19 protein-coding genes are annotated in these 25904 nt (G+C 56.9%); 4 read left to right on the top strand and 15 right to left on the bottom strand.

Annotated features, from left to right (window positions below; genetic code table 11):
* Positions 1-112 precede the first annotated feature (112 nt).
* The 4 genes from MQE22_RS01370 to MQE22_RS01355 are packed head-to-tail and all read right to left on the bottom strand — an operon-like array spanning position 113 to position 5823.
* A complete protein-coding gene (locus MQE22_RS01370) occupies positions 113-1468 on the bottom strand; it encodes a lipopolysaccharide biosynthesis protein (protein WP_215885494.1) in 1356 nt (451 codons plus the stop codon).
* 22 nt (positions 1469-1490) lie between these two features.
* Positions 1491-2252: a tyrosine-protein phosphatase gene (locus tag MQE22_RS01365; protein WP_215885493.1), complete on the bottom strand. Its 762-nt coding sequence runs from the start codon at positions 2250-2252 to the stop codon at positions 1491-1493.
* Positions 2249-4756, bottom strand: coding sequence for a GumC family protein (locus MQE22_RS01360; protein WP_255789993.1), 2508 nt, complete (start codon positions 4754-4756; stop codon positions 2249-2251). Before MQE22_RS01360 ends, MQE22_RS01365 begins: the two co-directional genes overlap by 4 nt.
* An 8-nt stretch (positions 4757-4764) precedes the next feature.
* Complete coding sequence (locus MQE22_RS01355) at positions 4765-5823, bottom strand: polysaccharide biosynthesis/export family protein (protein ID WP_215885492.1); 1059 nt, start codon at positions 5821-5823, stop codon at positions 4765-4767.
* On the opposite strand from MQE22_RS01355, the gene MQE22_RS01350 reads away from it, so the two are divergent.
* The 4 genes from MQE22_RS01350 to MQE22_RS01335 all read left to right on the top strand — a co-directional run bounded on the left by MQE22_RS01350 (position 5813) and on the right by MQE22_RS01335 (position 12277).
* Positions 5813-6337 (top strand): hypothetical protein, encoded by a 525-nt coding sequence (locus MQE22_RS01350; RefSeq protein ID WP_215890315.1) that lies wholly within the window; start codon positions 5813-5815, stop codon positions 6335-6337. The two genes, MQE22_RS01355 and MQE22_RS01350, sit on opposite strands and share 11 nt — an antisense overlap.
* Before the next feature lie 369 nt (positions 6338-6706).
* Positions 6707-8182, top strand: a complete 1476-nt coding sequence (gene wbaP / locus MQE22_RS01345) for an undecaprenyl-phosphate galactose phosphotransferase WbaP (protein ID WP_319643743.1) — start codon at positions 6707-6709, stop codon at positions 8180-8182.
* 96 nt (positions 8183-8278) lie between these two features.
* Positions 8279-10855 (top strand): plasma-membrane proton-efflux P-type ATPase, encoded by a 2577-nt coding sequence (locus tag MQE22_RS01340; RefSeq protein WP_215872862.1) that lies wholly within the window; start codon positions 8279-8281, stop codon positions 10853-10855.
* Positions 10856-10885: 30 nt separating this feature from the next.
* Positions 10886-12277 carry an NAD(P)/FAD-dependent oxidoreductase gene (locus MQE22_RS01335; RefSeq protein ID WP_215872861.1) on the top strand — a complete coding sequence of 464 codons (1392 nt, stop codon included), beginning with the start codon at positions 10886-10888 and terminating at the stop codon, positions 12275-12277.
* An 18-nt stretch (positions 12278-12295) separates the two neighbouring features.
* On the opposite strand, the gene MQE22_RS01330 is transcribed toward MQE22_RS01335, so the two are convergent.
* The 11 genes from MQE22_RS01330 to MQE22_RS01280 all read right to left on the bottom strand — a co-directional run bounded on the left by MQE22_RS01330 (position 12296) and on the right by MQE22_RS01280 (position 25873).
* A complete protein-coding gene (locus MQE22_RS01330) occupies positions 12296-13462 on the bottom strand; it encodes a MalY/PatB family protein (protein WP_215872860.1) in 1167 nt (388 codons plus the stop codon).
* 213 nt (positions 13463-13675) lie between these two features.
* Complete coding sequence (locus tag MQE22_RS01325) at positions 13676-14671, bottom strand: NAD-dependent epimerase/dehydratase family protein (protein WP_215872859.1); 996 nt, start codon at positions 14669-14671, stop codon at positions 13676-13678.
* Positions 14649-15788, bottom strand: a complete 1140-nt coding sequence (locus MQE22_RS01320) for an NAD-dependent epimerase/dehydratase family protein (RefSeq protein WP_215872858.1) — start codon at positions 15786-15788, stop codon at positions 14649-14651. Before MQE22_RS01320 ends, MQE22_RS01325 begins: the two co-directional genes overlap by 23 nt.
* Before the next feature lie 289 nt (positions 15789-16077).
* Positions 16078-17001, bottom strand: coding sequence for an NAD-dependent epimerase/dehydratase family protein (locus MQE22_RS01315; RefSeq protein ID WP_226827354.1), 924 nt, complete (start codon positions 16999-17001; stop codon positions 16078-16080).
* A gap of 190 nt (positions 17002-17191) precedes the next feature.
* A complete protein-coding gene (pelG, locus tag MQE22_RS01310; protein WP_215872856.1) occupies positions 17192-18562 on the bottom strand; it encodes an exopolysaccharide Pel transporter PelG in 1371 nt (456 codons plus the stop codon).
* Positions 18563-18564: 2 nt separating this feature from the next.
* Positions 18565-20061 carry a GT4 family glycosyltransferase PelF gene (pelF, locus tag MQE22_RS01305; protein WP_215872863.1) on the bottom strand — a complete coding sequence of 499 codons (1497 nt, stop codon included), beginning with the start codon at positions 20059-20061 and terminating at the stop codon, positions 18565-18567.
* The gene (locus MQE22_RS01300; RefSeq protein WP_255789986.1) at positions 20061-20963 is read right to left on the bottom strand and encodes a hypothetical protein; all 903 of its coding nucleotides are present in this window, start codon (positions 20961-20963) and stop codon (positions 20061-20063) included. Before MQE22_RS01300 ends, pelF begins: the two co-directional genes overlap by 1 nt.
* Positions 20960-22243: a PelD GGDEF domain-containing protein gene (locus tag MQE22_RS01295; protein WP_226827350.1), complete on the bottom strand. Its 1284-nt coding sequence runs from the start codon at positions 22241-22243 to the stop codon at positions 20960-20962. Before MQE22_RS01295 ends, MQE22_RS01300 begins: the two co-directional genes overlap by 4 nt.
* A gap of 10 nt (positions 22244-22253) precedes the next feature.
* Positions 22254-22787: a hypothetical protein gene (locus MQE22_RS01290; protein ID WP_215872648.1), complete on the bottom strand. Its 534-nt coding sequence runs from the start codon at positions 22785-22787 to the stop codon at positions 22254-22256.
* Positions 22788-22811: 24 nt separating this feature from the next.
* Positions 22812-24284 carry a hypothetical protein gene (locus MQE22_RS01285; protein ID WP_255789982.1) on the bottom strand — a complete coding sequence of 491 codons (1473 nt, stop codon included), beginning with the start codon at positions 24282-24284 and terminating at the stop codon, positions 22812-22814.
* The gene (locus MQE22_RS01280; RefSeq protein WP_255789979.1) at positions 24281-25873 is read right to left on the bottom strand and encodes a tetratricopeptide repeat protein; all 1593 of its coding nucleotides are present in this window, start codon (positions 25871-25873) and stop codon (positions 24281-24283) included. The genes MQE22_RS01285 and MQE22_RS01280 overlap by 4 nt, the downstream gene beginning before the upstream one ends.
* Positions 25874-25904: the final 31 nt, after the last annotated feature.

Raw genomic sequence — 25904 nt, 5'->3', positions numbered from 1 at the left:
GCCGGTCAAGAACGCCTACCATTCTCTGCAAGCGCTCAGCTAGAATTTCGGGAGCACGGATGGAAGCGACATAGCCCCCTACTCCCTCCGCAAGTAGGTTTCTCTGCAATAATCATGATGCATAACTCCGGTGCAACCCGGAGAGGCGGTTCGCCAGCAACAACGCATAGACCCCAACCCCGATGTCGACCGCGACCAAGGCCATGCCGACTCCCGCCAAATCGTGAGTCCAGCGCAGCAGAAGATATGCGAGCAGCAAGCCTGCTCCAGATGCGATCACGAACCACATGGCTACGCGTACCTGTCGGTTAAGAGCTTTCAAAAAGCTAACGGCGGACTGCCAGAGCACAGTCGTGAAGGCAGCTAGGAGGAGCCAGTGAAAGAGCCCGGCATTCATGACCACCTTGCCGTGGGTCCAAAAGGCCACCACCAAACCGCCCAAGAAATACAGGGCGATCCCGACACCAAGCGCAAGCGCCAGGCTGATCCCCATTCCACGAAGATACAGGATCCTGACAAGATTGGAATTGCCCTGCCCCCAGGCACGCGCCACCTCGGGCTCCATCGCATGGGTGATGGCGGCGATCCCCTGCACCACGAGACGAGTGAGGGTGCGCAGCACACTATAGGTGACGACCGCTACTGGCCCCATCACTGCAGCCACCACTAGCAACATACCCTGGATACTAAGGGCATTCGCGAGCGTAAGGGATAGATTGGCCAGCGCCGGACGTAATAACCCCTGCAGGTGCGCCAGTCGCGCGTTTACAAAACCCGGTCGCAGCACTGGATGTCGCCGAAAGAGCAGCAAGGCGACCGCCGGCGTCGCCACAAGCCACACGCCTACGAACCACGCCGCCGCCACCAAAAGCCCACAGCCAGAAAGGGCCAGTCCCCACATTCCGACCTGCTGCACGAGCAAGGTATTGGCGTTGATTTGGACATGCAGGGCATAATCACCATTCGCACGAAAACCTGCATGGTTGACCCCATCAGCGAGCTTTACCAGTACTTGGGCTACCAATAACCAAAGGATCCAACGCACCTCGCTGGTGGAAAGGGAGGTGAGATGCAGCCAGTGACCCAGCGGTAGCAACGCCACCAGCAATATGACCAGCGCCAATCCCGCCACCGCAAGTCCATAGACCAGCGCCGCTAAACTCTGGAAGACGGCGAGGGCGCCCTGGGTGTCGCCACGCCCCATACGGGCAGTCATGTCGTTGCCAGCCGACTGCGAAAAACCGAGATCCGCCATGGACAGATAGGTCGGGATGGCAGCGAGGATCAGCCATTCGCCGTACAGCTGCTCTCCCCACGCATGCAGCAAGATTGGCACCCCAGCCAATTGGATGACGATCGTTACTATCTGGCTATAAGCATTGGCGCCAAAGCCATGGAGAATCCGCCGCAAGACGCCGCTGTCTATCCTAGACGAAGACACACTGCCAGTCGGCGTTTCCCCGTTCACCCGTCTTTCTCCAGATCCTGTTTCATCCGGCCACCGAATCTATCAACATCGGATTGATTCTAAACCTGTTTCTTTGCAGTACGGCAAGACCCGGCGCTACATAACGCTGCAATTGCTCAACCCGATGTAGATCCGTACCCCACAGGGCGACTAGATCACGCTCCATGAGCCACCGGGCCAGCTGCTGCGGGCCTCGGCCATACTGGCCCACCAGGCTACCGATGTCGCACTGAAGCCACACATCCAATTGTTGCAAGCGAGCGAGCTGGCTATCACGATCCCAGCGCAGATATCGGTAGCGTTCCACGTGGGCCAGGACGGGCTGGTATCCGGCCTGCTTCAAGGTCAACATCACATCGTCGGCACAAGACGAAGGCTGGAGCATCGGGTATTCGACGAGGACCAATTTGTGGCCCAACACCGGCAGATGCAGCAAATCATCCCGCTCGATCGCCTCGAACAAACTTTCGTCCACGAAATACTCGGCAGCGAGGCGAAGAGTAAAGTCGTCGCCAACACGTTGCTGCAGATCGTGGACGGCTTCCTGCAGCTGACCTGGCAGATTGTCATATACCCCCGGATAAATGTGGGGAGTCAGCACAGCTCCACGATACCCCAGGGCCTGCATCCCCTCGATGGCCGCTCGAGCCTCTTGGAGACTGCGAAGACCATCATCCACTCCTGGGAGCAGATGGCAATGGAAATCCCAAGCAGGGCCCAGAACGCTATGTCCAAGCACCCGCTTCGATACGGCAAGCACACGCTCGCGCAGCTCCTGCATCATTTCCGATTTCTCAGGCTTACCAGAAACCGCCGCCAGCTTTCGGCAGACGCCCACGACCCACCTTTGGCATGGATCCCATAACCGTAACGATAGCTCCCAAGGATATGGATACCGAAGATGATCAAACCAGACGGACGATGCAGGCCGAGGATGCCCTGCAAATGTTCCTGGTAGGCGCGACGCGGGGTGTGCTCAATCTTTGCGACCGTCAGCAAGCGATCCACCAGTGGGCCGATGGTCAACATATCGCCCACCATTGGGAACGGCGGCGTATCCATCACGATGTAGTCGTAATGGGAACGCAAGGCAACCAGCAACTCCGCCAGTTTGCCTGACCCAAGGTGTTCGCTCGGGTTGGGTGGGGTATTCCCCGCAGTGATCAGATCAATACCGGTATCCTCGATATGATGCAGAGCTTCCTCCCAGCTGGAGCGGCCGGCGAGAACTGCTGCCAGGCCGGGTTCTTGAGCGACCCGGAACGCGAGATGAGCATGGGGCTTGCGCAGATCCGCATCGAGCAGGAGGACCTTTTTGCCGTCCTGGGCCAAGGCCACGGCGAGCTGAAAGGCGAGCGTGCTTTTGCCATCCCCAGGGATAGCCGAGCTCAGGGCCAGCACCTGCCCACGCCCTTCTCCCGCAGCGAGATAGAGGTTGCCGCGCAGCAGGCGCAGGGCCTCACCATAGCTGGAGCGCGGATCCGGCATCTTGAACGAGGTCGCCTGGGTCTTGGGAGGGATCTGTTCTGCCGGCAGAAGCCCGTAGACCGGCAGGAAGGGATAGCGGCGGCGCACTTCTTCCTCGCTGCGAAAACCAGGATGCAACCAATAACGGCCAAGGACGATACCCAGGCCCAAGAGTACCCCCAGCAGACCATCCAGCAGAATTTCCCGCTTGGCATCCGGCGCTACCGGCTTGTCTCGCACCAAGGCGGTATCCAGTACGCGATTCTTGGTCAAGGTACTGGCCTTATTGACGGCGGCCTCCTCCTGCTTTTGCAGGAGGAACATGTAGAGCTTGCCCAGGACCTCGGTGGAACGGGTGAGGGAGATGATCTCCAGTTCGGATCGAGGATAACTGCCCATCTGTGCCCGGGTCTGGCCAATAATGGAGTCGATGGATTGGAGCTGTTGGTTGGCTATCCTCTCCTGATTATTAACGAGGTTGCCGATAGCCGAGCGGATGGAGGCGATCTCAGACTTCACCTGCACTACCTGCGGGGCGGCGCTGGTGTAGAGCTTTTGCAGAGAGTCGAGTTTGGTCTGGGCCTCGGCCAGACGAGTACTGAGCCCATTCAGGACGGGATCCTGAACATTGCTGAACAGGTAGGGGTTCAGCTTGCTATCGGGCTGAGCCAGGGCCTTCTGGATCTGCTGCAAGCCATAGAGGGTGATCTTGGTCTGGGAACGCTGGGTTTCGTACGTGGCAAGCTGCTGGATCAGCTCCTTGGCTGCCTCGGGAACAGAGATCACGCCGCTTTTGCTCTGAAAATTAGCCAGCCGGGTATCGGCAGCACTGAGAGCAGTGCGGATTTTTTTCAGTTGCCCACTGAGGTAATCGTAGGTGGCACCGGCTTGGTCGGTACTCCAGGATCCAGTTTCGGTCAGGTAGGTCTGCATGAGGGTTTGGACGAAGCGCCGGGCGGCGTACGGATCGGCACTCTGATAGTGAATGCCAACTAGGTAGCTAGTCCTGCCGGCTCCCGCCGCGTCTGCCAGCCCTCCCACTTGGGATACGGAGAGCGCTCCGGAGCTCATCATGGCATCGTAGGAGGCAAGAGGACTGTTTATGCGGATCTGGTATTCCGCATGGGCCGCAGGAACATATTGAGGCTGCACAGGATCCAGCGTCAAACGTAGGTCCGGCCCGACTGCAGGCTGCCCGAGCAGACCCGTCAACAACACCTTCCCGTGATGAAGAATCTGGTATTTGTCGGCTTGCGCAAAGCGTATGGTTAGTACCTGCCCGGCCAAACTAGCATTGGTTACCTCAGCATATAACGCACGCAGGGCATGTGGGGGTGGGGCATAGAGAGACAGCTCCCGGCCGCCGAAGACCCATCCCGCATACGACAGGCCCGGTCGGTGCCCGGCGTTCCATACCTGCGCGTTGATCCCAGAGGCAAGGATAGCCCGCTGAACCATGTCGCGGCTCCGGATGATCTCGATCTGGGTGTCCATGTTGGAACCCTGTACCAGGCCAGTGAGCAGAGAGATGCCGCTGAGCGCATCGGAGGAAAGCGGCTGGTTTTTTTCCGCGCTGGCGAGGTATAGGGATCCACCGGCTTCGAACTTCGGAGAAGTGATGAGGACCATGATCAAGGCCAGCAGGGCAGCGACACCACCCAACAGTACCGGCCATTTCCAACCGGCTCTGATTGTTTGGATGATGGGTCCGAGTTGGAACTCGTCTCCGCCCTCCGAATCGCCAGATCCGATCATCCCCATAGGGCTGGCCACAGGAGCCCCTATGGGCGGCATGCTCTGTGCTGGTTGCTTATCGGACACAAAGTCTCCTATTGGCTCAAGAACTTGATGGATACGAAAGGCTGAAGTAGCGTGGAGATGGCTTGCAGCGACGGCAGCAGGAGCTGTATGGCCTGATTCCAACTACTGATGGTGGTTTGCGGCACGAAGACGATATCACCGGACTTCAGGTAAAAGGGCGCAGCTTGACCTTCCAGGATCTTTCGGGCGTTGACGACATAAAACTGGCCTGTGGTACCTTCCGAGCGGATAACGCGAATGTCACTAAGCCGGGCGAGGGTAAGCTGGGTGGTGTCCATACCCGCATCGGAAAGTGCCTGCAGCAGGCTGAGCCGCCCATCCACGAAGGGGACCGGACCGGGCGTTTTTACCGCACCAAAAACAAAGGCCTTCATGCTGCTGACGCTGGGCACGACGACGGTATCGCCGCTGCGCAGTGGGATATTCTGCTGTAGGTCGCCAGCAATGACCAAGGCGTGGAAATTAACTGGGAGTTTGCGGCCGTTCTGTACCACGTACGCCCCTCGCAGATCGGCATTGGCAAGGTCTACCGAGCCGCCCAGGGCCATGGCTTCCAGTAACCTTACGGGCCTGTCGGAGTAGACCAGGCCGGGTTTGGTGAATTCGCCGAGGAGGTAGTAGCGGATGCTATGGGCCACCTGAAGCTGGACGGTCACCTTGGGATCAATGACATACTGTGCGTAGAGCTTGGTCAGGTGGGCCCGCAACTGGTCCGTGGTCATGCCTTCTACATGAACCACGCCGAGCAGCGGCAGCTGGATGTTTCCATCGTTGCTGACTAGAGCGCCCTCCAACCCCGAAGAGGTTACCCCCGGCGCAGGCGCGGAGAGATCCGGATGGAGGTAGACCGATACCGACACCACATCCCCCGGCCCCAAGTGATAGGTAATGCTTTGATTCAACAGCCGATGAACCGTAGCGGGGGACAACTGCTCATCACTTTGGGCCACCACTGCTGACGGGAGAGGCTTGTTGACGCCCGGCCGCAGATCATCGGGATAAGAAGCACAACCTGCGAGCCCAGCGCCAATCAGACCAGCCAGCAGCGCGGTGCGGATGAGTTTCATTGCCGACGACCTCCCCGTGGGGCCTAAAATTTTTGCTGCGTTTAACGCGGGCTTCACGCGAACTCCTGTCAAAACTTGCGGTGGACGCCGATACTGCCTTCCAAGAACATCAATCCGCTACATAGTCGCCATTGGGACAGATTTCCACACCGTGGATCCGATGGGCAAGACCATGATGCCAACCGGTACCACAATGCAAAGCCCGTGGATCCCCCAGCAGTTGCCGTTGAAGGCATCCAGACGGATTTGGTTGCTGGCGCATTCTCTTGGTTGCTTCATGACATCAATATCCATGACAAGTGGTCCAGAAACACAAAGCAACAACTATGCCAAATCGGTAACCTGTTCTCCATCAGATAGTAACGAGATCACTCCATCGTTTCGGCGGGTATTCTTTGTCTCAGCAATGTTACTCGGATGCCTCCTGGGTTTGGCAGAAAGGACAAGAAATATCTTTACCATACTGATAAATCATCCCATTAGAAAGAAAACTGCGCATCTGTACCAGATTTGATACGACCTCAGAAAAACCTCCACATATCGGTGCATCTTCCCCGGCCGCGCGTTCCAGACACGCCAACTGGTCTAACACCAAAATCTTTTGGGGCCTTGACAGGACGCTATTTTCTCTGTTTCCATTTTCATATTATCTTGATCGGAGATTGCATTCTGGGCCATGCATTACCAGCACTCCGATTCTCTGCCCTCGCTGCCTCCCCGACGGGCTCGTCTGTAGTTTTCGATCCGGGGTACGTGCTTGGTAAAGGAACCGTATGCCACTCGCGCAATGCCATGCTTATGATGCGGGCCGGTCAGAGACATATCCGAGCGAGGCGCAGCTCTCCATGCTTCCCTCGCCACCTCTAACGATGGAGAGTTGCCAGTGACAACCGTGAAATCCACCGTCAGAACCGAACGCAGCCTCCCCTGGCAGCGTCTGGTGCCCTACTTCCTCGGCATGGCGGACGCGCTGGCTCTCTTCGCCGCCTTCTACTTCGCGCGCATTTCGCATGCGCTGTACTACGGTATTGATCCCCTGCAGGTACTCCTGCACTGGTGGGGCGAGATCGTTCAGGTAAACATCCTGTTGTTCTTTTTGCTGGCGGCCACGGCCATTCTGGCTTTTGCCTACAAAGGCCATTACGCCCGGCGCAAGGCCTTCTGGGACGAAATGGGGGAAATGGTCGGGGTGCTGACGGTACTCGTCGTCCTCAACGCCTCCCTGGCATTTTTTGGCCAGTGGCCGATGTCGCGCCTGTGGCTCTTCTCCACCTGGGGATTGGCTTTCCTGTTCTTGCCGGCCAGTCGGCTGGCAATGCGGCGCATCCTGTATCATCTCAGGGCATGGAATCGCCCCGTGGTGATCGTCGGTTGCGGGCAGAACGCCGCAGAGGCCATTCGCGCCCTGGACAGCGAGCCACTTCTCGGCTACGAGGTGCAACGGATACTGGTGCCGGAAGGCGCAACGCCACCCGGCGATGGTTTTCCAGCCTGCGCTCCAACCCAAACCTTGGGCAATGATCCACTGGAGACCCTGGCCCGGCTGGGCAACCCCCATTTGATTCTAGCCTTGGACATGGATCAGTGGGAGGCGCAGGAGCGGCTGATCCGCACCCTCAGCTTCAGTTACCGTGACCTGACCATTGCCCCGCCCCTGCGCGGCCTGCCTCTTTTCGGGCTGGAAACCATGCATTTTTTCAGCCATGAAGTGCTCATGCTGCGGGTACGCGACAACTTGGCGCGGCCGGCATCGCAAGGGATCAAGCAGCTTTTCGATCTGTTGGCTACCAGCCTGATTGTGCTGATGCTGGCGGTACCAATGCTGGTGATCGTCTTGCGCATTCGCCGCGAAGATGGAGGCCCTGCCTTTTTCGCTCAAGAACGCATAGGCAAAGACGGCAGACCTTTCCCGTGCCTGAAGTTTCGCAGCATGGTGGTGGACGCTGAACAAAAGCTGAATCTCTATCTGGATGAGCACCCCGAAGCGCGGGCCGAATATGAGCGCAACTACAAGCTGCGGAATGACCCCCGAGTCACGTCCATTGGGCGCTTCCTGCGCCGGACCAGCCTGGACGAGCTACCGCAGATCTTCAATGTCTTGCGCGGCGAGATGAGTCTGGTTGGTCCGCGCCCCCTCCTCGAAAAGGAACGTTCCCGCTATGGCGAGGGCATCCACCTCTACACCCAGGTTCGCCCCGGCATCACCGGGCTCTGGCAGATCAGCGGTCGCAGTAACACCACCTTTGCCGAGCGGGTGCACCTCGACGCTTGGTATGTGAAGAATTGGTCCCTTTGGTACGACATCGTCATCTTACTGCGCACCGTCAAGGTCGTGTTCCGACGGGAAGGTGCGTATTGAGAGGGTTGCGGCGCAGCCACCGCTAGTTTGCACTATCCTATAGGCGTATCCGGTTATCGAAGATACGTACTCACGAGCCGCGGGAGGGGATGCAAAATGGCAGCGGAACACGACCCAAAAGAATGGGAACAAATGGCGCCCGAAGCTGCTTTTCAGTCGCTCGACAGCAACGAAAAGGGGCTCAGTACCGCAGAGGCGACACAACGACTGCAGCAGTATGGCGAAAACGCCTTGCATGAAAAGGAAATTCCCCTGTGGCACCGGCTGCTCTCCTACTTTTGGGGCCCTATCCCGTGGATGATCGAAGTCGCTGCAGTGTTATCCGCCATCAATGACGACTGGAAGAGCTTTTTTGTGATCTTCGCCATGCTGCTGATCAACGGTGGTATTGGCTTCTGGGAGGAAAAAGGCGCTGCCGACGCCCTCAAGGCCCTGAAAAACCAACTGGCGCTCAAAGCGCGTGCTCTGCGCGATGGCCAGTGGCAGGAAATCGATGCCGGCACCCTGGTACCGGGGGATGTCATTCGCGTGCGTCTGGGAGATGTGCTGCCCGCCGATGTCAAACTCTTTTCCGGCGACTATCTTGCCGTCGATCAATCGGCGCTGACCGGCGAATCGCTGCCCGTCAACAAAAAGCCCGGGGCGGTGGCCTACTCCGGAACCATCGCCAAGCAGGGGGAGATGCTCGCCCTGGTCTATGCCACCGGCAGCAAGACCCTCTTTGGCCGCACGGCAAGTCTGGTGCAGAAGGCGGCCCCCGTTTCCCACTTTCAGAAGGCCGTGCTTGGCATCGGCAATTTCCTCATCATCCTCGCCCTGGTCCTATCGACGATCCTGATTGTCGTCGAGCTGGTGCGAGGGCTGCCGTTCTTGGAGCTGCTGGCCTTCATTCTGGTCGTCGTCGTGGCGTCCATCCCTGTCGCCATGCCTGCCGTGCTGTCCGTGACCATGGCGTTGGGGGCCTTAGCCTTGTCGCGCATGAAAGCGATCGTGTCCCGCCTGACCTCCATTGAGGAAATGGCCGGGGTCGACATTCTCTGCTCGGACAAGACCGGCACCCTGACGCAAAACAAGATCACTCTGGGAGATACCGTGCTCTTTCAGGCCAAGGAGGAGCAGGAGGTGATTGTTGCCGCTGCTCTCGCCTCCCGCGCCGAAGATGCCGATGCCATCGATCTGGCCGTGCTCGCTGGCCTGCAGGATAAGGCCAAGCAACTGCAAGGTTTTCAGCAGGACAAGTTCATCCCCTTCGATCCCGTTTCCAAGCGCACGGAAGGACAAATCCAGGGTCCAGACGGCAAGCACTTCCGTACCTCCAAGGGCGCTCCCCAAGTTCTCATGGATATGGCCAAACTGGACGGTGATGCGCGCAGCAAGGCAGAAAAGGCGGTAGAGGACTTTGCCGCCAAAGGCTTCCGCACCCTAGGGGTCACCCGCTCTGATGACGACGGTGCCAGTTGGCAGTTTCTCGGTATTCTCTCGCTCTTCGATCCACCACGGGTTGATTCCAAGGACACCATCATTGAGGCGCAGCAGCATGGCATCGAAGTCAAGATGGTGACCGGTGACCATCAGGCCATCGCCAGCGAAATTGCTGGACAATTGCATCTCGGCACCCACATCCTGACCGTCGACGAACGCCTATCGAAGTACGCCGAAACCGGGCAGCTCGCAGATGGCTTGGGTGCGGAAATCGAAAAGGCCGATGGCTTTGCGCAGGTATTCCCCGAGCACAAATATGCCATCGTCAAGGTCTTGCAGCAGCGCGGACATATCGTCGCCATGACCGGCGATGGCGTGAATGACGCTCCCGCACTCAAACAGGCGGATGTCGGCATTGCCGTGTCCGGCGCGACCGACGCTGCCCGTGCGGCCGCGGCGCTGATCCTCACGGCTCCGGGCCTGAATGTCATCGTCAAGGCGGTAGAGGAAGCCCGGCGCATTTTCGAGCGGATGATGAGCTACACCGTGTATCGCATCGCCATGACCCTCGATATCCTCTTTTTTGTCGTCATCACCATGCTGATCTTCAATTCCTACCCGCTCACGGCAATCATGGTAGTGCTTCTTTCCTTGCTCGATGACATCCCCATCATGAGCATTGCCTGGGACCGTACTGCGGTGCAGGAAAATCCGGTGCATTGGGAGATGACGCGGGTGCTCAGTCTGGCCTCGATGATGGGCCTGCTGGCTTTGGGCGGCACCTTGATGCTGTATCTGCTGGGCCGTTTTGCCTTTCAGCTGCCCAACTGGGAACTGCAAACCCTGATGTTTTTACAACTTATCGCCGGCGGGCATTTGATGCTCTTTCTGACGCGCACCCGTGGCCCTTTCTGGAAGCCACCGTATCCAGCCCCCATCCTGCTGCTTGCCATCCTCGGTACGCAGATCGTTGGCATTGCCATCGTCGCCTTCGGCTGGTTGATGCCGGCCATTCCCTGGGTGGCGATTGGCCTGGTCTGGGCCTACAACATTGTGTGGATGCTTGTCGCAGACTTCGCCAAGCTCGCCATCCATCGTGCCATGGATCATCGGCAAGGGCATCAGCTGCGTTTTCTCAACACCCTCAATCGCTCTCTGCATCCCATGATTGCCGAGATCGAGGCGGGAGATGCCGCGCTGCGACGCCAGGTACAGGGCCTCTTGCACGCGAAAAAAGATCAGGAAAAGTAAAGAGTTCGAAATCCACGGGAGGAAAGACAGATGGCGGAACAAACTACGGATGTCTTGATCATTGGTGGCGGCCCCGCGGGCATGATGTGCGGGATCACCGCAGCGCAGTTTTCACCGCATAAAAAAGTACTGGTGGTACGTCCAGAGAGTGACGCAGTCATCCCCTGTGGCATTCCCTACATCTTCGGTACCCTGGGCGGCACCGACGAGGATATGGCAGGGCGCGCGCCGCTACTGGCGGCAGGTGGCCAGTTGCAGATCGGCCAGGTCAAGCAGGTGGATCGGCAGCAGCGGACAGCCAGCCTGGACAATGGCGATGTCATCCACTGGGAGCGCCTGGTTCTCGCCACCGGTGCCGACAATTTCATTCCCCCCATCTCCGGCCTTGATCTCGCGGGAGTATTCAGTATCCAGAAGGACTACAACTACCTCGATCAACTCTTCAGCACCCTGATCCCCAAGGTCAAGCGCCTGGCGATCATTGGCGGGGGCTTCATTGGTGTGGAATTTGCCGATGAGATCCGCAAACGGGGGATCGAAGTGCACATCATCGAGATGATGCCGCATCTGATGCAGGCCGCCTTCGATCTCTATGCCTGTACCGCAGTGGAAAAACAGTTGCAAAAACATGGGGTACAGATCCATACCGGCTGCAAGGTAGAGGCAGTAATCGCCGACGCCTCGGGCAAACAGGTCGCCGGGGTGCAGATCGCCGGGCAGGATCTTCTGCCCGTCGATGCGGTATTGGTCGCTATCGGCACCCGTCCTCGCACCCAGCTGGCGCAGGACATGGGCCTTACCCTGAGTCGCTCGGGGGGAGTCTGGGTAGACGCCTTCCAGCGCAGTCGCGAAGACCCACACATTTTTGCCGTGGGTGATTGTGCACACAAACAGGATTTTTTTACCCGCAAGGCCAGTCACGCCATGATCGCTTCGCAGGCCGCCGCCGAAGGACGCATTGCCGGGATGAATCTCTATGGATTGCGGGAGTTGCGTTTCAATGCCGGATCGGTCAGCGTCTATGCCAGTGAAATCGATGGTTTGGCCTTTGGTGTTGCCGGCATGACCGAGCACCAGGCAGAACAGGAAGGCTTTCCCATCCTCGTCGGCGAGGCCCGCTTGCCTGATCATCATCCGGCGGCCATGCCCAATACCACGGAAATCTACTGCCGCGTCATCTTCGCCCGCGATTCCCTACAGCTATTGGGAGGACAAATACTGGGTGGTACCACGACCGGCGAGCTCGTCAATACCATTGGCCTTGCCGTACAGATGCGCGCCACCGCACCCGATCTGGCGAGCATGCAATTCGGCAGCCAACCGCGCCTGACACCGTCCCTGCATCCCCTGGTTGCCGCTACCGGCGATGCCCTGCACAAACATTTTCAAGGGCAGCACCCCTGTGTGGAATCGCCTGCCTGAATCCGGGATGAGCCCCGCTCAGGCCTGCGCAGCGGCCGCCTTGCGCAGCAGATCCAGGCCGTCTGCCAAGAGCTTCCGCGGCGTTCCAAAGTTGAGGCGAACAAAACCAGACCCACCCTCACCAAAGGACGGGCCCCAATTCAGGCCCAAGCCGGCATCGAGGATCCTCGCCTCGATTTCTGCGTCGCTCAACCCCCAGGCACGGAGATCCAGCCACGCCAAATAGCCAAAATCCGGCTTCCGAAAGCCAATCTCTGGCAGGTGCCTCTGCAAAAAGGACTCCAGGAACTGGGCATTATCACCAAGGTAGCTCTGCAAGGCCTGCAACCACGGCCCCCCTTCCTGCCAGGCCGCACGCAGGGCGGCCTTGGCGAAGGTGTGGGTACCGAGGATACCGCTACGCCGTAGTTCTTCCACAAACTGAGCTTTGGCTTCGTCACCCCGGAGCCATGCTACCGCCCCCCCAAGTCCTGCAATATTGAAGCTCTTGCTTGCCGAGGCGAGGACGATGGCGCGGGGATCCAGCTTTCCCATGGGGGTGTGGACCTGGTCGGGACGGCTGAGGTCGGCATGAATTTCGTCACTGATAATTCGTACCCCATGACGCTGGCAGAGGGAGACCAACTGCTGTAACTCCTCTGGGGTCCACACCCGCCCCACCGGATTGTGCGGGGAACAGAGCAGCAAGAGCCGCGCCTGCGGCAGTTGTGCTGCCAGGGACGCAAAGTCGATTTCGTAGCGAAGGCCCGCATCCTTGCGCAAGGGTACAGAGATCAAGCGCCTGCCCTGCCCCGTTACGGCAGCAAAAAATGGGGGATAGATCGGTGGCATGACGATGATTCCATCGTCCGGCTGGGAAAATGCGCGAAGCGCGGCATTCAGTGCCGGCACCACCCCCTGGACCAGGATGATCTCGTCTGTACTGACCGTCCAGGAATAGCGTTTGCGCCACCAGTCAGCCGCCGCTTCGTGCACTATTTCATCATGATCCGGGTACCCTAACACCGGCTCTGCCAGACGCTCTTCCAAAGCGCGCAAAATATTGGGCGCGACCGGGAAATCCATGTCGGCAACCCACATCGGAAACACCGGCCTGCCGAATTTCTGTCGCGCTCCCGCCCATTTCACGCTATCCGAATCCCAGCGATCTACCACGCCATCAAAGTCGAACCGGGCTTCCATCATGCGGCATTTCCTGAGCTGATCGAGATGTCCATATCTATCTTTGGGCCCAGCTGGGATGGACATTTCCGTGCTGGAGCAATTCTACCAGCATGATCATACCAGCCGGGGGCCAAACAAGCCCAGTTCGCAATCTTTCAGCAAGCCTAATCAAGACAGGAGTAATCCGACCATAGGGGTTGCGTGCGGAGCCAGCTGCGGAGCATCCGCAAGAGCCTAGGAGGCATGACGCAACTTTTCCCAGTGGTCTGCATACCAGTCCAGGGTTGCACGTAGACCATCGGCCAACGACGTCTCCGGCACCCACCCTAGATCTAGACGGGCGCGCTCGATTTCTAGGTATTTTATCGCTGGTTTGCTGCGTGGATCCCCGCGAAAAATAGGTGTACGCCGCTCTCCGTCGTATAGCCAACTTAATTCCGTAGCGACATCAGTGATGGAAGTCGCCGTACCGGTACCGAAATTGAAGGCCTTACCACCGTGGTTCCCCAAAGATTCGCCCAGTTTCAGGTAGGCATCCGCCATATCGGCGATATATAGAAAATCCAGCCTGGAACTTCCGTCATCCCGGGCGCCAAAATCGTAGTCCTGGCCTTCGAGTAGATTGTAGATGGCCCTCGGAACCAAGCGGCTAAAATTGATATCGCCTGGGCCGTAGGTATTCATAAAACGACAGACACCAATTTGCAGGTCATAGATCCTGGCATAACTGCGCGCAACACAATCACCTGCGACCTTTGACGAGGCATAGATATTGTTAGCGTCTAAGGGCGGGTCGGACTCTCGCAAGGCCCTTTCATCGGTGGTCATTCCGTAATAGGCACCACTGGAGGCAAAAACCATGCGTTCCACTGTGTCGACATTCCGCATTGCCTCAAGCAACGTGTAGGTCCCCATGGCATTGACACTGAGCGTCTCCCAGGGCAGGACGTTGCTGGTGGGGACGATCGGCTGGGCAGCCAGATGGAATATCGTGTCGATGGCAAAGCGGGAGAGGTTCAGGCGGACGAAGTCACCATCACGGATATCACCGAGCCAGACCTGGGCATGCCGATCAAGACCCTGGATCTGAAAATAAGACCAGGGAGAGACCAATCGATCCAGGACGAAGACTCGGGCACCCAGGGCGAGCAACCGCTCACACAGATGTCCACCTCCAAAGCCCGCCCCACCGGTTACCAGACAGTTTTTACCCTGCCAAAAGCTGGCCATGCTGCACGTCCTCACTGGCAGAACGATAGTGCTCACGATAAAAACGAATGGTCTGTTTCAAGGTATCGAGGAACTCGGTCGTTGGCTGAAAGCCAGTATCGTTCTTAAGCTTTTCACCATTCAGGTGTTGCTTCGTTATGGCATGCACGGTCGAGGCAGTGGCATGCACCTTGACAGCAATGCCATTGGTGAGAATGGTACGCGCACGCTTCGGATCCACCTCCGCCTCCACTTCCGCCGCCATCTCGACAATGGTGCGAAGCATGGCAGGTGTTCCCAGATACGTGCCTCCAGCCAGATTATACACCTCCCCCCGACAGGCGGCGCAGTACGCCAGCAGAATGATGGCATTGATCAACTCGTCCACAAAGAGGTAGTCCCGCTGGTGTTCAATGGCGTCGAAATATAACTCCGGAGCGACCGGTTCAGCCTCAGCAAACATGCTTTGCATGGCTTTTGGCAGAAGACGGTAGCCAGTATTGAAATCATAGGGACCATAGATATTACACATCCGCAGGGTCACTGTAGGCAACTGAAAGGCTTCATGATACGTTCGTGAAAACACGTCGGCAGCAAGCTTGGCCGAATCATATACCCCAATGCCTCGCAACGGGGTCTGATGCTCAAAATACGAGTCACCCTCCATCTCGCCATAGACTTTATCCGTGGACGCGAGGAAAATCATGCGAGGTTTGTGGGCTGACAAGCGACATGCCTCCAACACGTTGATCCAACCCATGGTATTCGCCATGATCGTGTCGTATGGTGCTGTCAGTGCCTTTTCGATCACCGACGCATAGGCAGCAAAATGGAAAATATAGTGGAAGCGGTTTTGATCAATAATTTCCTGCATGGCTGCCTTATCGGTCACATCGGCTTCCACGATATTCAGCTTGTCGCGGAGACGCAGTCGGGAGCAATTGATCATCGACAGGCGTTCGCTAGAAGTATCGATGTCCAATACCGTCACCTCTGCGCCACACTGCAGCATTCGGTGCGCCATATGCCCGCCGACGAAGCCAAATCCGCCAGTAATCAGAACCCTTTTGGCATGAAAATTCTCTCGTAATTGCTCTAGTTTTGCAGCTCCCGACCCACCGCTGATTTCCTTCAACATTCCGACCCCCTGCTGTGCAGCGCCACGTTCTATCCCCTGGCATGACTCGCTGTCATCGCACAAAACCAGACTCACCGCCAGACCTAGGAGAATTTAAGCAGAAAGTATGCCAGACCGTATGTTGCTGTATTCATATTATATTAGAAAACGCTTATACTGCTATCTGTATCAGAAACGATACGCGCTCGTTGTCGAATTCACCAATCCTTTTTTAATCATATGGTTGTATTTGTTACAGCAATCATACAAAAACATCTGCGATAGGTAGATTACAAAGCCAAGCCCACAATTACGCTGCAGAACAGCGCTCCAAAAGGGTGCGCAGGCCGCGGTTCAGAGGAATATTTGCTTGTCCAAGGACCTGCTGCATACGACTCACATCCGCCTGGGAATGACGGATGTCACCGGACTGCCGGGGCACCCATTGCATCTCTCCCTCACCAAGATTCAGCTCGATCAGAAGTTCGGCTAGCTCCCCAATAGTCGTTGCCGTACCACTAGCAACATTGACGACACCGTTGACAGTCCCCCTCAACGCCGCCAGATTCGCGCGCGCGACATCGGCGACATGAATAAAATCACGCTCCTGAAGCCCATCCCCGCGCACCGTCAGCGGCTGCCGGGAATGAAGCTGCTCGACGAAGCGAGAAATCACGCCACTGTAAGGCGAGTGAGGATCCTGTCGTGGCCCATACACGTTGAAGTAACGCAGACCAAGCTGAGACAGACCATACAAGCGCCCAAACAACTCCGCATAGAGCTCATTACTGTATTTTTCCAGGCCATAGGGCGAGATGGGGCGTAGCGGAGCCGTTTCTTGCACGGGCAACACCTCTGGATCACCGTAGACTGCCGCCGAAGAAGCGTATACCACCCGCAGCGAATGGCGACGCGCCCGCTCCAACACCCGCACGAATCCGACGATATTCTGCTCAGCGGACCGCACAGGATCTTCCAGACTACGCTGTACGGAAACCTGGGCAGCCAGATACAGGACCGCACTCACCCCTGCAACAGCCGTCTGCAAGATCGTTGCATCCTCGACACTGCCAACGATGATTTCCAGCTGCGGATGGCTATTCGGTAGATTTTCACGATGGCCCGTAGAAAAATCGTCGAGAACTCGCACCGCGTAGCCCTCTGCCAGCAAGTGGTCGACTGTATGGGAACCAATAAAGCCCGCACCGCCAATAACCAGTATCCGCTCCCTCATTATTTTCATCTCCTATGAACAAGTACCACCGGAAACCTAAATGGCACGTATCACTCCCTATATACTCCATACATGGCCGAACTTCTGATTAATGGACCGGCCCTCTTGCACTACTCACTATCCGCTGCTTTTGCGATTTTCCCGATACTCAAAACGACAGAACTTCTCCTTTCTTACTCATCACCAACGCTCAACGTGCGCGGATAAAAGTCAGGTAGTCAATCCGCTCAAGATCGCGGGCGAGAAGATAAATTCCCAGCGTGTCCACCAAAAACAGTGCGATGACGAATCCCATACCATAGAAAAACGGTCCCGCACGCAGTGTCAACCAAGTAAAAAACAGGTTCCCGATAAAAAACAAAACACTCAACACCATCGCCCGAACACGCAAATCAAGATAAAAATAGACGTTCAACAGGCTCATAAGCAAGAGCTGCAAGCTTACGCCGACAACGTCAAACTCAAAAATTCTGGCATAGTTCTGTGAGTAACCCAAAACGTGCAGCAGTTGCGGCGTGAAGGCAAAAGCGAGGAGAACCGTCGCCCCTTGGATTTTGGCGATGTCCCATAGTCCGGCTCGCGTCGCCATGACCATGCCGATCTTGGCGGCGTGCAACTCCGCCAATGTTCCACCCTCAACGATCGCTCGATTGTACGATTGATATGCCTCTACGAAATCGGTTTCCAGACGGAACAGAAACACCGCGAGTCCCGGCACGATGGTGAGATAACTGAGAAAAATGGGCACGTCATAGATCGGTGAGGCATATAGCGGTCCGATGACCTGCTCACCAGTTGCTGGATCAAACCAAAAAAGAAACTTATCTGCCCAAATGGCCGCATTGAAAGCCAGACCAACCAGAGAAAGTGACCAAAACAAGCGATTGGCACGCTTTTTCGGCCATTTCAGATACCCCGGAAACTCTCTTATAACGGTGATACCCAGGCCTAACAACAGAATCATTTGGCCCACCGCAAATGCTGCAAGGTAACCCGGCAATCCCCAGTGGCGACCCCCAAAAACTCCCAATAATATGACTGTTGCATAGGCGAGGAAATACCAACTCACTAGCGCTTTATAGTCCTTCAGACTGGTGCCCATGATCGTCAGCACCCATACACCACAGAGTTCGACAAAACTGAATCCCATGAGAATCTGGTAAACCAGAGACGTCCCTTGAAACAAAAACAGCAGGACCAGGATCGCGAATATCGCGCCCGGAACAATTGCCGTTACCAGCATGGTGAGCAATATCGTCACTACGGAACGTGCCTGCCGTGCAAAAAGCATATCGGCGATGTATCGGGTAAACAGCAATTGCATTGGCCCGGTAAAAATGAGCGATACTGCAATCAGGTAAGTGACAGAGACCTGAAACTGAATGATGGGTAGCGTTGCCGATCGGTCGCTGACAGCCAGGAAACCAAGGAGCAGTATTCCAAAAATCGATAGCAGCCATGGTCCGGATGAGACAATGCCGGCGTAGCCATAGGCCTCGATCAGCGCCAAGTAGCTATTTCGGCGGAGAATACGACGCAACTCAAAACCAATGCCGGCCATCGTCAATTCCTTCTCAGAGACTGGTCGTACAACTGTCGATACGCTGCAAACATCTGCTCTTCGCGATACTGGCTCTCCACACGTTCGATCGCCTGCTCGCTACAGCGACGCCACTCCGCAGGATTGTCCAGGAGCTCGTATATTGCTTTCGCCATCGCCTGCGCGTCTGCGATAGGTACTACCTTTCCGGCGGCACGCGGATGATCTGCGTTCGCGCCGAGGATGAGTCCCCGACAGGAGCCTACATCGGTACTGACCACGGGAACACCCGCCGCAAAACTCTCGAGAACCGACAGTGGCAGCCCCTCGCTAATGGAACTCAATACCGTGAGTCGCACATCCTGCAGTATCTCAGTGACGGCACGAAAACCCAAAAACTCCACCTGATTTTCCAGCCGAAGATGGCGCAGCAGCAGCATGCACTCCGCGAAATACTCCTCGTCCTCTTCCGTGGGGCCAACAATCCAGAAACGGGTACTACGACCCTGGTCGCGGGCAACTGCAGCGGCGCGGATAAAAGTCTTGATGTCCTTGATTGGGACCACTCGTCCAATCAATGCCACAATATCCTGCCTCTCGGCATAGTCTCGGCGACAGGAGACAAATTTCTCTACCGCAATCCCGTTGGGAATCGTTTGCAACTTATCGGGGCTGGCGCCATCGGCAACCTGCAACGAAATCACACCACTGTAAAGATTGATGATTTTATGGGCTTGGCTGTAGGCTATTTTACCGAGCAGGGCAAAAAAATTGATCCAGAGCTGCCGTAGATAATGGATGTGCCCGGCGCGCTGCAAGAATTCTTCGTCTTCCTGGATCCAGCGGGCCAGCATCAGGTCGATACGGCGCTCCTTGGTATAGATGCCATGCTCGGAAATGAGCAACGGCCGACCTTGCTGGTGGCTGAGTAGGGCGCCCAAGTAGCCGGCATAGCCGGTTGAGGGACAATGCATGATCTTGGCCTGGGGTGCATTTTCCATGGCTTTCTGCATCACCCAGAGGGGGGCATGCATACCGCGAATCGTCCAAAAATAATCGATGAAGGGGGGCTGGTCAGGGATCTCTGCATAACGCGCGAGGAAATACTCCCATATCGCTTCGGAATACAAAAAAGTCTGCTGACTCATCGAAAAGTTATTCGCATAAGCGGCAAGATTGAGCCCCTCTTGCTTGCCGGCGATACAATGTTTCATTTGCTCGTGAGCAACTTCAACCGACTGCAAATCCGCTCGCTTAGCCCATAATTCAACCTTTTTCGGTGGAAGCTCGTTACTGTCATGGAGGAAATATTCCGCAAAATAGTCTACGTTCTCCGGTAATGCATAAGGCGTGGCGGTGTATTCGTCACGGGCACTCCCTAAAAAAATGATGCCGAAACGATACTCGGGAAACCCTTGCATCATGCGATTTACCCAAGACGAGACTCCGCCGCGGACGTAGGGAAAAGTCCCTTCAAGAATCAGTAGGACATCCACGGCTTGGGCCGATGTACGTATCATCATTTCTGACCTAACCAGAAACGATAGGACGCACTGTAGCGCGGGGAGAGCAGCACCTCTGGATGCTTTCTATAAAGCATCTGCAAACGCCGGACATCACGTTGCCGATAAAGCGCGGCCGCCCGATACGGTGCCAGCACACTTGATGCCACGTTTGCCTGCTCGGCTTGCTGAAAAAGCTCCATCGCCTGGCCTACAGCGCCCATCTCCAACGCTCGCAGCCCTCGCAGCATAGCTGGCGCCTGTTCCACAGCTTGATCATCGGGCCCAAGCTCAGGCTTCGTTTCCTCTTTGCGCAGTACCGGATCGGCCAGCTCACGAGAATCTGTGTGTTCGATGTTCCAATGCAACCAGGCTAGATAATCCTGCAGCCGCTGGCGCAAGCGGGGGCTGGAATGGTGCTCAATATCCTGCTGCAGATCCAACAAGAGTTCCGTATTTTCCTGTTCGCGCTGATCGAGGGCTGCGTAGGCCAGCAAGCGGACCTCTTCGGCCTCGTCACGTAACGCGGCGCGAAGCAAACGGGTTTGTTCGGCAAAACGGGAGGAAACGATCTGGGAAAGCGCTTCCACCCTCTGACCAAGATTCCTGGATCCTCCTAGCCGACCTGCCACCGCCCCCTCTGAGGCAGCAGAAATGCGCAAGCGAAAATCTCGCGCAGGCGCTGGGACGAGAATCGGCTCGACTTCGGCAACGTGAATACGGTGCCGCACGGAACGCAGCGCAATCGCATAGATTAGGGCAAGCACCGCGCCCAGCAATGGGAGAAAAACGCTGAGCATCAGAAACAGCAGCCACGCTGGCAACCAACCTTGTGACGCCCTCTCTCGGGGTACAATGATGCTCGCCCCTAACGATGCCATCAAGGCGATTAAAAAATAGAGGATAGCGACCAAGGTCACGGCGAATCTCCCTCTTCGAGGAAGGCACGAATCTGGACAACAGCGTCTCTGCCATCAAGCTCTAAGGCATCTCTTCGTTGAAATACCTTTTCCCAATCGTTTGGGCAGCTTTCCTGGATCTGTGTTTCCACTCGCCGCAGGTAGCCCTCGACCGCACTCTGGCCGGAAAATGGCAGCAGTACCAGCAGATACAGCCCGTTATCACCGCGATGCAGCCACAACACATCCAATCCGCGACGCAGGTTCTCCATGCTTCGCACAATCGCCTCCGCTTGCTGGGCATCCCGCAGAACGTAGCGAACACAGAATCCCACATGCACCACGATTTTTGCCAAACGCTGCAGTTGCAGAAAATCAACAGCGAACTCTGGCGGACAATCGGACCAACGTTGCAGTAATTGCTGTGAAAATTGAACCGCGTTGGAATAGTTACAAAGATACTGAAATAAAACTTCTACGATCTGCAAGTTTTCTCTGCTAATAGCAAAAAAAGACATCTCTTCAATGGCGAGATAATATGCGACTCCGACTTCTTCCCGGTGGACATGGACAGACAGATATTGCTGAATCTGTGCCAAATCAAGGCCTGCAATGTTCTGGCTATGACTTTGGGCAACGGCGTGGTACCAAACAGGATCCAACTCATTCAAAGCGGCAACGTCACCGAAGCTCGCCAGCAAGACGGGATGCGCATTCGCACCGGAGCGAGAATACCAGGCAGCGACCTGGAGCCCGGCAAGCTGATTCAGAAAATACAAGACTCGGGACACGATCTCCTGGTTCAGGATACCTCGATTGGCAATGAGACTACGTCGCAGATCTTCTAGGGCACTACGCACCGAGACGGGTTTGTAGAGCAGACTTTGCTCCAGGCGATCGAGGGAGATTCTGGTGACGTAGAGATCATCGGCGAGCTGGCGTAACCGGGTCGCGGTAATTTCTTCCTCGAGCGCACGTCCGGTCTCACGCCGAAACCAGTACGCACTGAACTCCGCGGCAATGAGGACCACCAACAACGTACCGGCAGCCAGCTCCAGGCTGACTCCCAGCGGATAGGGATGCCAGAGAAAATTACTTGCCAGGATCATCATGGAAGCCAGTGCCGGCAGGAACGCGTAACGCAACGCGATAAGCAAGGGAATCAGCATCAACCAAGGAAATCCCTGGGTGAACAACAGGGGATCGTGGGGACGCAGAAAATTACTGAGCAATAATGCACCGATCGGCAACAGAATTGCCTCGAGCCAGCCCTCGCTCCGTCGTGGCAGCGCCGTCAACATACCCATGATGCTAGTGTAGCGCGCGATTGAGGAGACGCTGGATCAGGCGTTGCGCAACTCCTCCCGTGCCGCCACGTCCCAGGCTTCCGCCATGGGCACTCCCCACCCCACTCCAAACCACTTTATCGTTGGCAACATCGACTACCCACAGCGTCATGGCCACTTCCGGTTCGGCATTGATCCCCGCACGATAATCCCATTCATCGACACTTCCCGCGAGGGCATAGCGAGCTCCATCGGCACGCGCCTGACGCAACGCGTCCGCATATTCCCGCTTCCAGTCGCCACCAAGAAGGGCTTCGGTACGGGTATTGATCGGTAGATTCCCGAGTACCGGACGCCCCTCACTCTGCAAGGTACCTGCAGCGATCGCCGCCGCACGGGCATTGGCCATCGGCGTCTCGGTGTTATTGGCAAAGGGCAACACTGCCCAGGTGGATCCCTTGTTATCCGCGAGCGGGCCGGCAGTTTGCACATTCATGCCGGCACAACCACCAAGCGAAGCTATCAGCCCTACAGAAACGACCACTGCGCGCCAATTCATCTTGATTTTCCCCCTCTTCGATTCTTAAAAATAAAAACGATACCCGAGACGCACTACGCGCTGGTTCAAAGCTAAGCCATTTCCTCCCTGCCCTTGAGCGAAACCAATACGCAATCGATCTGGCCCAAAAACCGAGGTACTCAAACCTGCATCAAGCTGATATTGCGGGCCAAAGCGGGTATTTTGGTACACATTCAGAGCTAGGTACGGGGTCCAATCGCTGGCCACGGCCCGCTCCCAGGTTCCCCACTGCACTCGCATGCCGATATCGGCATAACTACCGGGCAATACAAGATCCGGGGTACGGGCATCCGGCTGCAACGCGGACGCGAGTACCCCTTGCAACTGGCTGACGCGGGAAAGATCGTGATAATCCGCGAAGGGTCCGACCTGGAGCTCCCAAGGGCCGAGATCATGACGCCACAATAAGGAGACCTCAGCGAAACGATCGCTGCCCAGCGCATCCCCGTCTTGTCCCTGATATTGCCGCCATCCCCCGCCGATATTGCCCAGCCAAGAGCCGAAGCGCTGCGCCCACTGCAGATCAACGCGGTTGACCATGCCTGCCGCTGCGAGAGCAGGGCTTTGCAAGCTACGATCATGATAGTCGAAGTTTGCCGAGAATTCGCCGCTGTCAGTAGCTTGCCAGGCAAGCGAAATACGCCCACTCACAGTGTTGCGCTCGGCTTGATAGCTTCCCAACAAGCCCTCTATCTGCCAACGCGGATCCTGCCAGCGGATACCGACCAGATCGCGGCTACTCCACGAGGGTACACGCAGCAACTGAGAGGCCGCAGACGCAGATTGGGCCAGGGCATCGGCGTCGAACACTAGGCTCCAACGGTCATTCCAGGCGATACGTCCACGTAGCCGCGGTCCATAGAGGCTGAGGCCATTGAAACTTTGCCAATGGCCTGCTAGGTCAACGTAAGTGGCACTTTCCCGCACGGCCTCCAGGTATTGGCGGCGTAGAAGGCGATCAAACGGATCGATCTGCATAGCCGACAATGCATCCTGCCGCGCTTGCCGGTAGCGCCCCAGCTCCATCTGCGCCTGCATTCGGTCGCGCACCGGTAGACCCTGCGGGTGCCGCAAGAGACGCGCCAGGGCGGGCGTATCGTGGGCATGCAACGCCAAGCTCAATTGCACCCAACGCGGCGTCGGTTGCGGGTTCTTGGCGACCAACAGTTGCGCGAGGCCCCAGTATCCGTGCGCCAGGCTCCAGGATATAGCGGGCAGAAAGTCGCCCCGGCGTGCCGCGGCAAACAACACATCGCGCGTCACATTGCCGCCGGCGGGCGCTGAGGCCAACGAATCGGCAAGAGTTCGCAAAGGGTCTTGCGCAAAATCTTCCTCAGGTGTCGGCTTGGGGATAGGAACAGCATGACCAGCGGGCTGGGACGAGGTAGCCTTCTCGCCGTTCGCGCGAGCCAAGGTTGGATACAGAAAAGAGCTTGCCGTCAGCAACGCCAAAACGCCCAGCCCCTTATGTCTCACCGATCACCCCCATCCGTAGCGCGTAACTCCTTAGCACTTTGCCAGGCCGCTTGACGACGCAAGCTCCAGGCTAGTCCGGTCTGACCAGTGCTCTCCCAGAGCGATGCCTCGTTGAGTAAACGTAGCGCCCGCGCGCTGGGCGCCGCAGCGTCTGTGGGTAAATATAGGGCCTGCCGGTTCAGATTCAGACGCTCCAGGGCATTACGCACAGCATCGCGCAGGGCGGGTGCCGGTTGGGCCGTATCCCCCACCAGGACTGCGCGCAACAGGCGTAGTTGGCCGCTGTCGATAAGCATCCACAGCAAATTGTTTTTAGCGACAGTATCATCGGGGTTCAGTCGAAGGGCCTGGGCATAGGCATATCCGGCAAGATGGTAGTCAAGACGCGCATTGGCCCATTGCCCCATCGCCAGCCAGTAGGCGGGAAAATTCCGCAAACCATCAGGGTCGGAATTTGCCACCTCTTGCAGGAGCTGCCCCAAAGTCTGCCAGTGTTTGGCCGCAGCGGCATAATACAACCCCTCGAAATAAAAAATCGGCAGATGGTATTTGCGCCATCCGAGCATGGCCACCGCCAGAGCCGCCTCGGGTTGTTCGTCACCAGTCAATCGCACCAAACGTTGCAAATCATATTGACTGGCAGCGCCCAGAAGATAAAGCGTCTTTTCTGCCTGCAATGCGGCATCATGATCATGCAACTCCCAGGCGAGAACGGCATACAGTTGCCAAAACGGAACATCTTCCAGGGTCGCTTGCCCACGAACGCGCTCCAGCGCAGCAAAGGCCAGACGATAATTGCCCTGCATAGATAACAGACGCGCTTCTTCGATCGCTATCGAGGGAGCGGAACCATACTGCCCTGCACTGCGCTGCAAGGCGTGCAGGCTCGCTTCGATGTCACCCATCTGATAACTGAGATACGCCTTCTGATTCAGCAGATAGCGACGCGGGCCGAAACGTTGAAGCGCAGAATCAAGGGCCTGCAACGCACGGTCTGGTTCACCAAGCTGCCCATATGCATAGATCAGGGACTTCCACTCTGCGTCACTGAGCGGTCGACTGCGCGCCGCCGGTGCCAGCATGCTGATGACGATATCTGGCCGCTCCAGGGTAAGCGCCAAGGAAATGGCTTCTCCCTGTGCAGCCGCATCGCCATGCTCCGCCAACCAATGCTGTTGGCGCAATACCTCTTCGCGCTGACCTAACCAGCCCGCAACCTCGATCAACCGCTGCCGCCACACCCGGTCGTCTGGCCGTTGCTGGACGGCCGTAAAGGCCAGCCGATATGCCTCTCCAAGATCATGGCTTTGCAAAAAGGCACTGTAGGCCAGATCGTAAAGCTTTTGCGAATATTTCGCTGGATAGGGCTGCACTTCCAAGGGTGGACGGTACCAGGATGGTGATACACCGCCCTGGTCCAGGTAACTCATCCCCTTGCCCGATTTTTGGCTGGCCTGTAAATCCGCGGCAAAGGCATTTGCATCCTCTTTTTGCCGCAGATATTTCGCCCGCCATTCTGCGTCGTCAGAAGCCAGGCTACCGGGAGCCTTCCACCAATCCGAGGGCATCGAAGCGGCGAGCGCTGGCATTGCGCACCATACTAGAACGAAGCTGATCGTG

It is taken from the genome of Acidithiobacillus sp. YTS05 (genome assembly GCF_024396695.1).
Classification (GTDB): Bacteria; Pseudomonadota; Gammaproteobacteria; order Acidithiobacillales; family Acidithiobacillaceae; genus Igneacidithiobacillus; species Igneacidithiobacillus copahuensis.
The sequence above is the reverse complement of the archived record's forward strand: the minus strand, read 5'-3'. Positions and strand labels throughout refer to the sequence as shown.

Coding starts and splice junctions, on each gene's coding strand:
- MQE22_RS01365 (WP_215885493.1), bottom strand. CDS start 2,252: ATGATGCAGGAGCTGCGCGAGCGTGTGCTTGCCGTATCGAAGCGGGTG.
- MQE22_RS01350 (WP_215890315.1), top strand. CDS start 5,813: ATGAGTTTCATTGCCGACGACCTCCCCGTGGGGCCTAAAATTTTTGCT.
- MQE22_RS01355 (WP_215885492.1), bottom strand. CDS start 5,823: ATGAAACTCATCCGCACCGCGCTGCTGGCTGGTCTGATTGGCGCTGGG.
- MQE22_RS01340 (WP_215872862.1), top strand. CDS start 8,279: ATGGCAGCGGAACACGACCCAAAAGAATGGGAACAAATGGCGCCCGAA.
- MQE22_RS01335 (WP_215872861.1), top strand. CDS start 10,886: ATGGCGGAACAAACTACGGATGTCTTGATCATTGGTGGCGGCCCCGCG.
- MQE22_RS01330 (WP_215872860.1), bottom strand. CDS start 13,462: ATGATGGAAGCCCGGTTCGACTTTGATGGCGTGGTAGATCGCTGGGAT.
- MQE22_RS01325 (WP_215872859.1), bottom strand. CDS start 14,671: ATGGCCAGCTTTTGGCAGGGTAAAAACTGTCTGGTAACCGGTGGGGCG.
- MQE22_RS01320 (WP_215872858.1), bottom strand. CDS start 15,788: ATGTTGAAGGAAATCAGCGGTGGGTCGGGAGCTGCAAAACTAGAGCAA.
- MQE22_RS01315 (WP_226827354.1), bottom strand. CDS start 17,001: ATGAGGGAGCGGATACTGGTTATTGGCGGTGCGGGCTTTATTGGTTCC.
- pelG (WP_215872856.1), bottom strand. CDS start 18,562: ATGGCCGGCATTGGTTTTGAGTTGCGTCGTATTCTCCGCCGAAATAGC.
- pelF (WP_215872863.1), bottom strand. CDS start 20,061: ATGATACGTACATCGGCCCAAGCCGTGGATGTCCTACTGATTCTTGAA.
- MQE22_RS01295 (WP_226827350.1), bottom strand. CDS start 22,243: ATGTTGACGGCGCTGCCACGACGGAGCGAGGGCTGGCTCGAGGCAATT.
- MQE22_RS01290 (WP_215872648.1), bottom strand. CDS start 22,787: ATGAATTGGCGCGCAGTGGTCGTTTCTGTAGGGCTGATAGCTTCGCTT.
- MQE22_RS01280 (WP_255789979.1), bottom strand. CDS start 25,873: ATGCCAGCGCTCGCCGCTTCGATGCCCTCGGATTGGTGGAAGGCTCCC.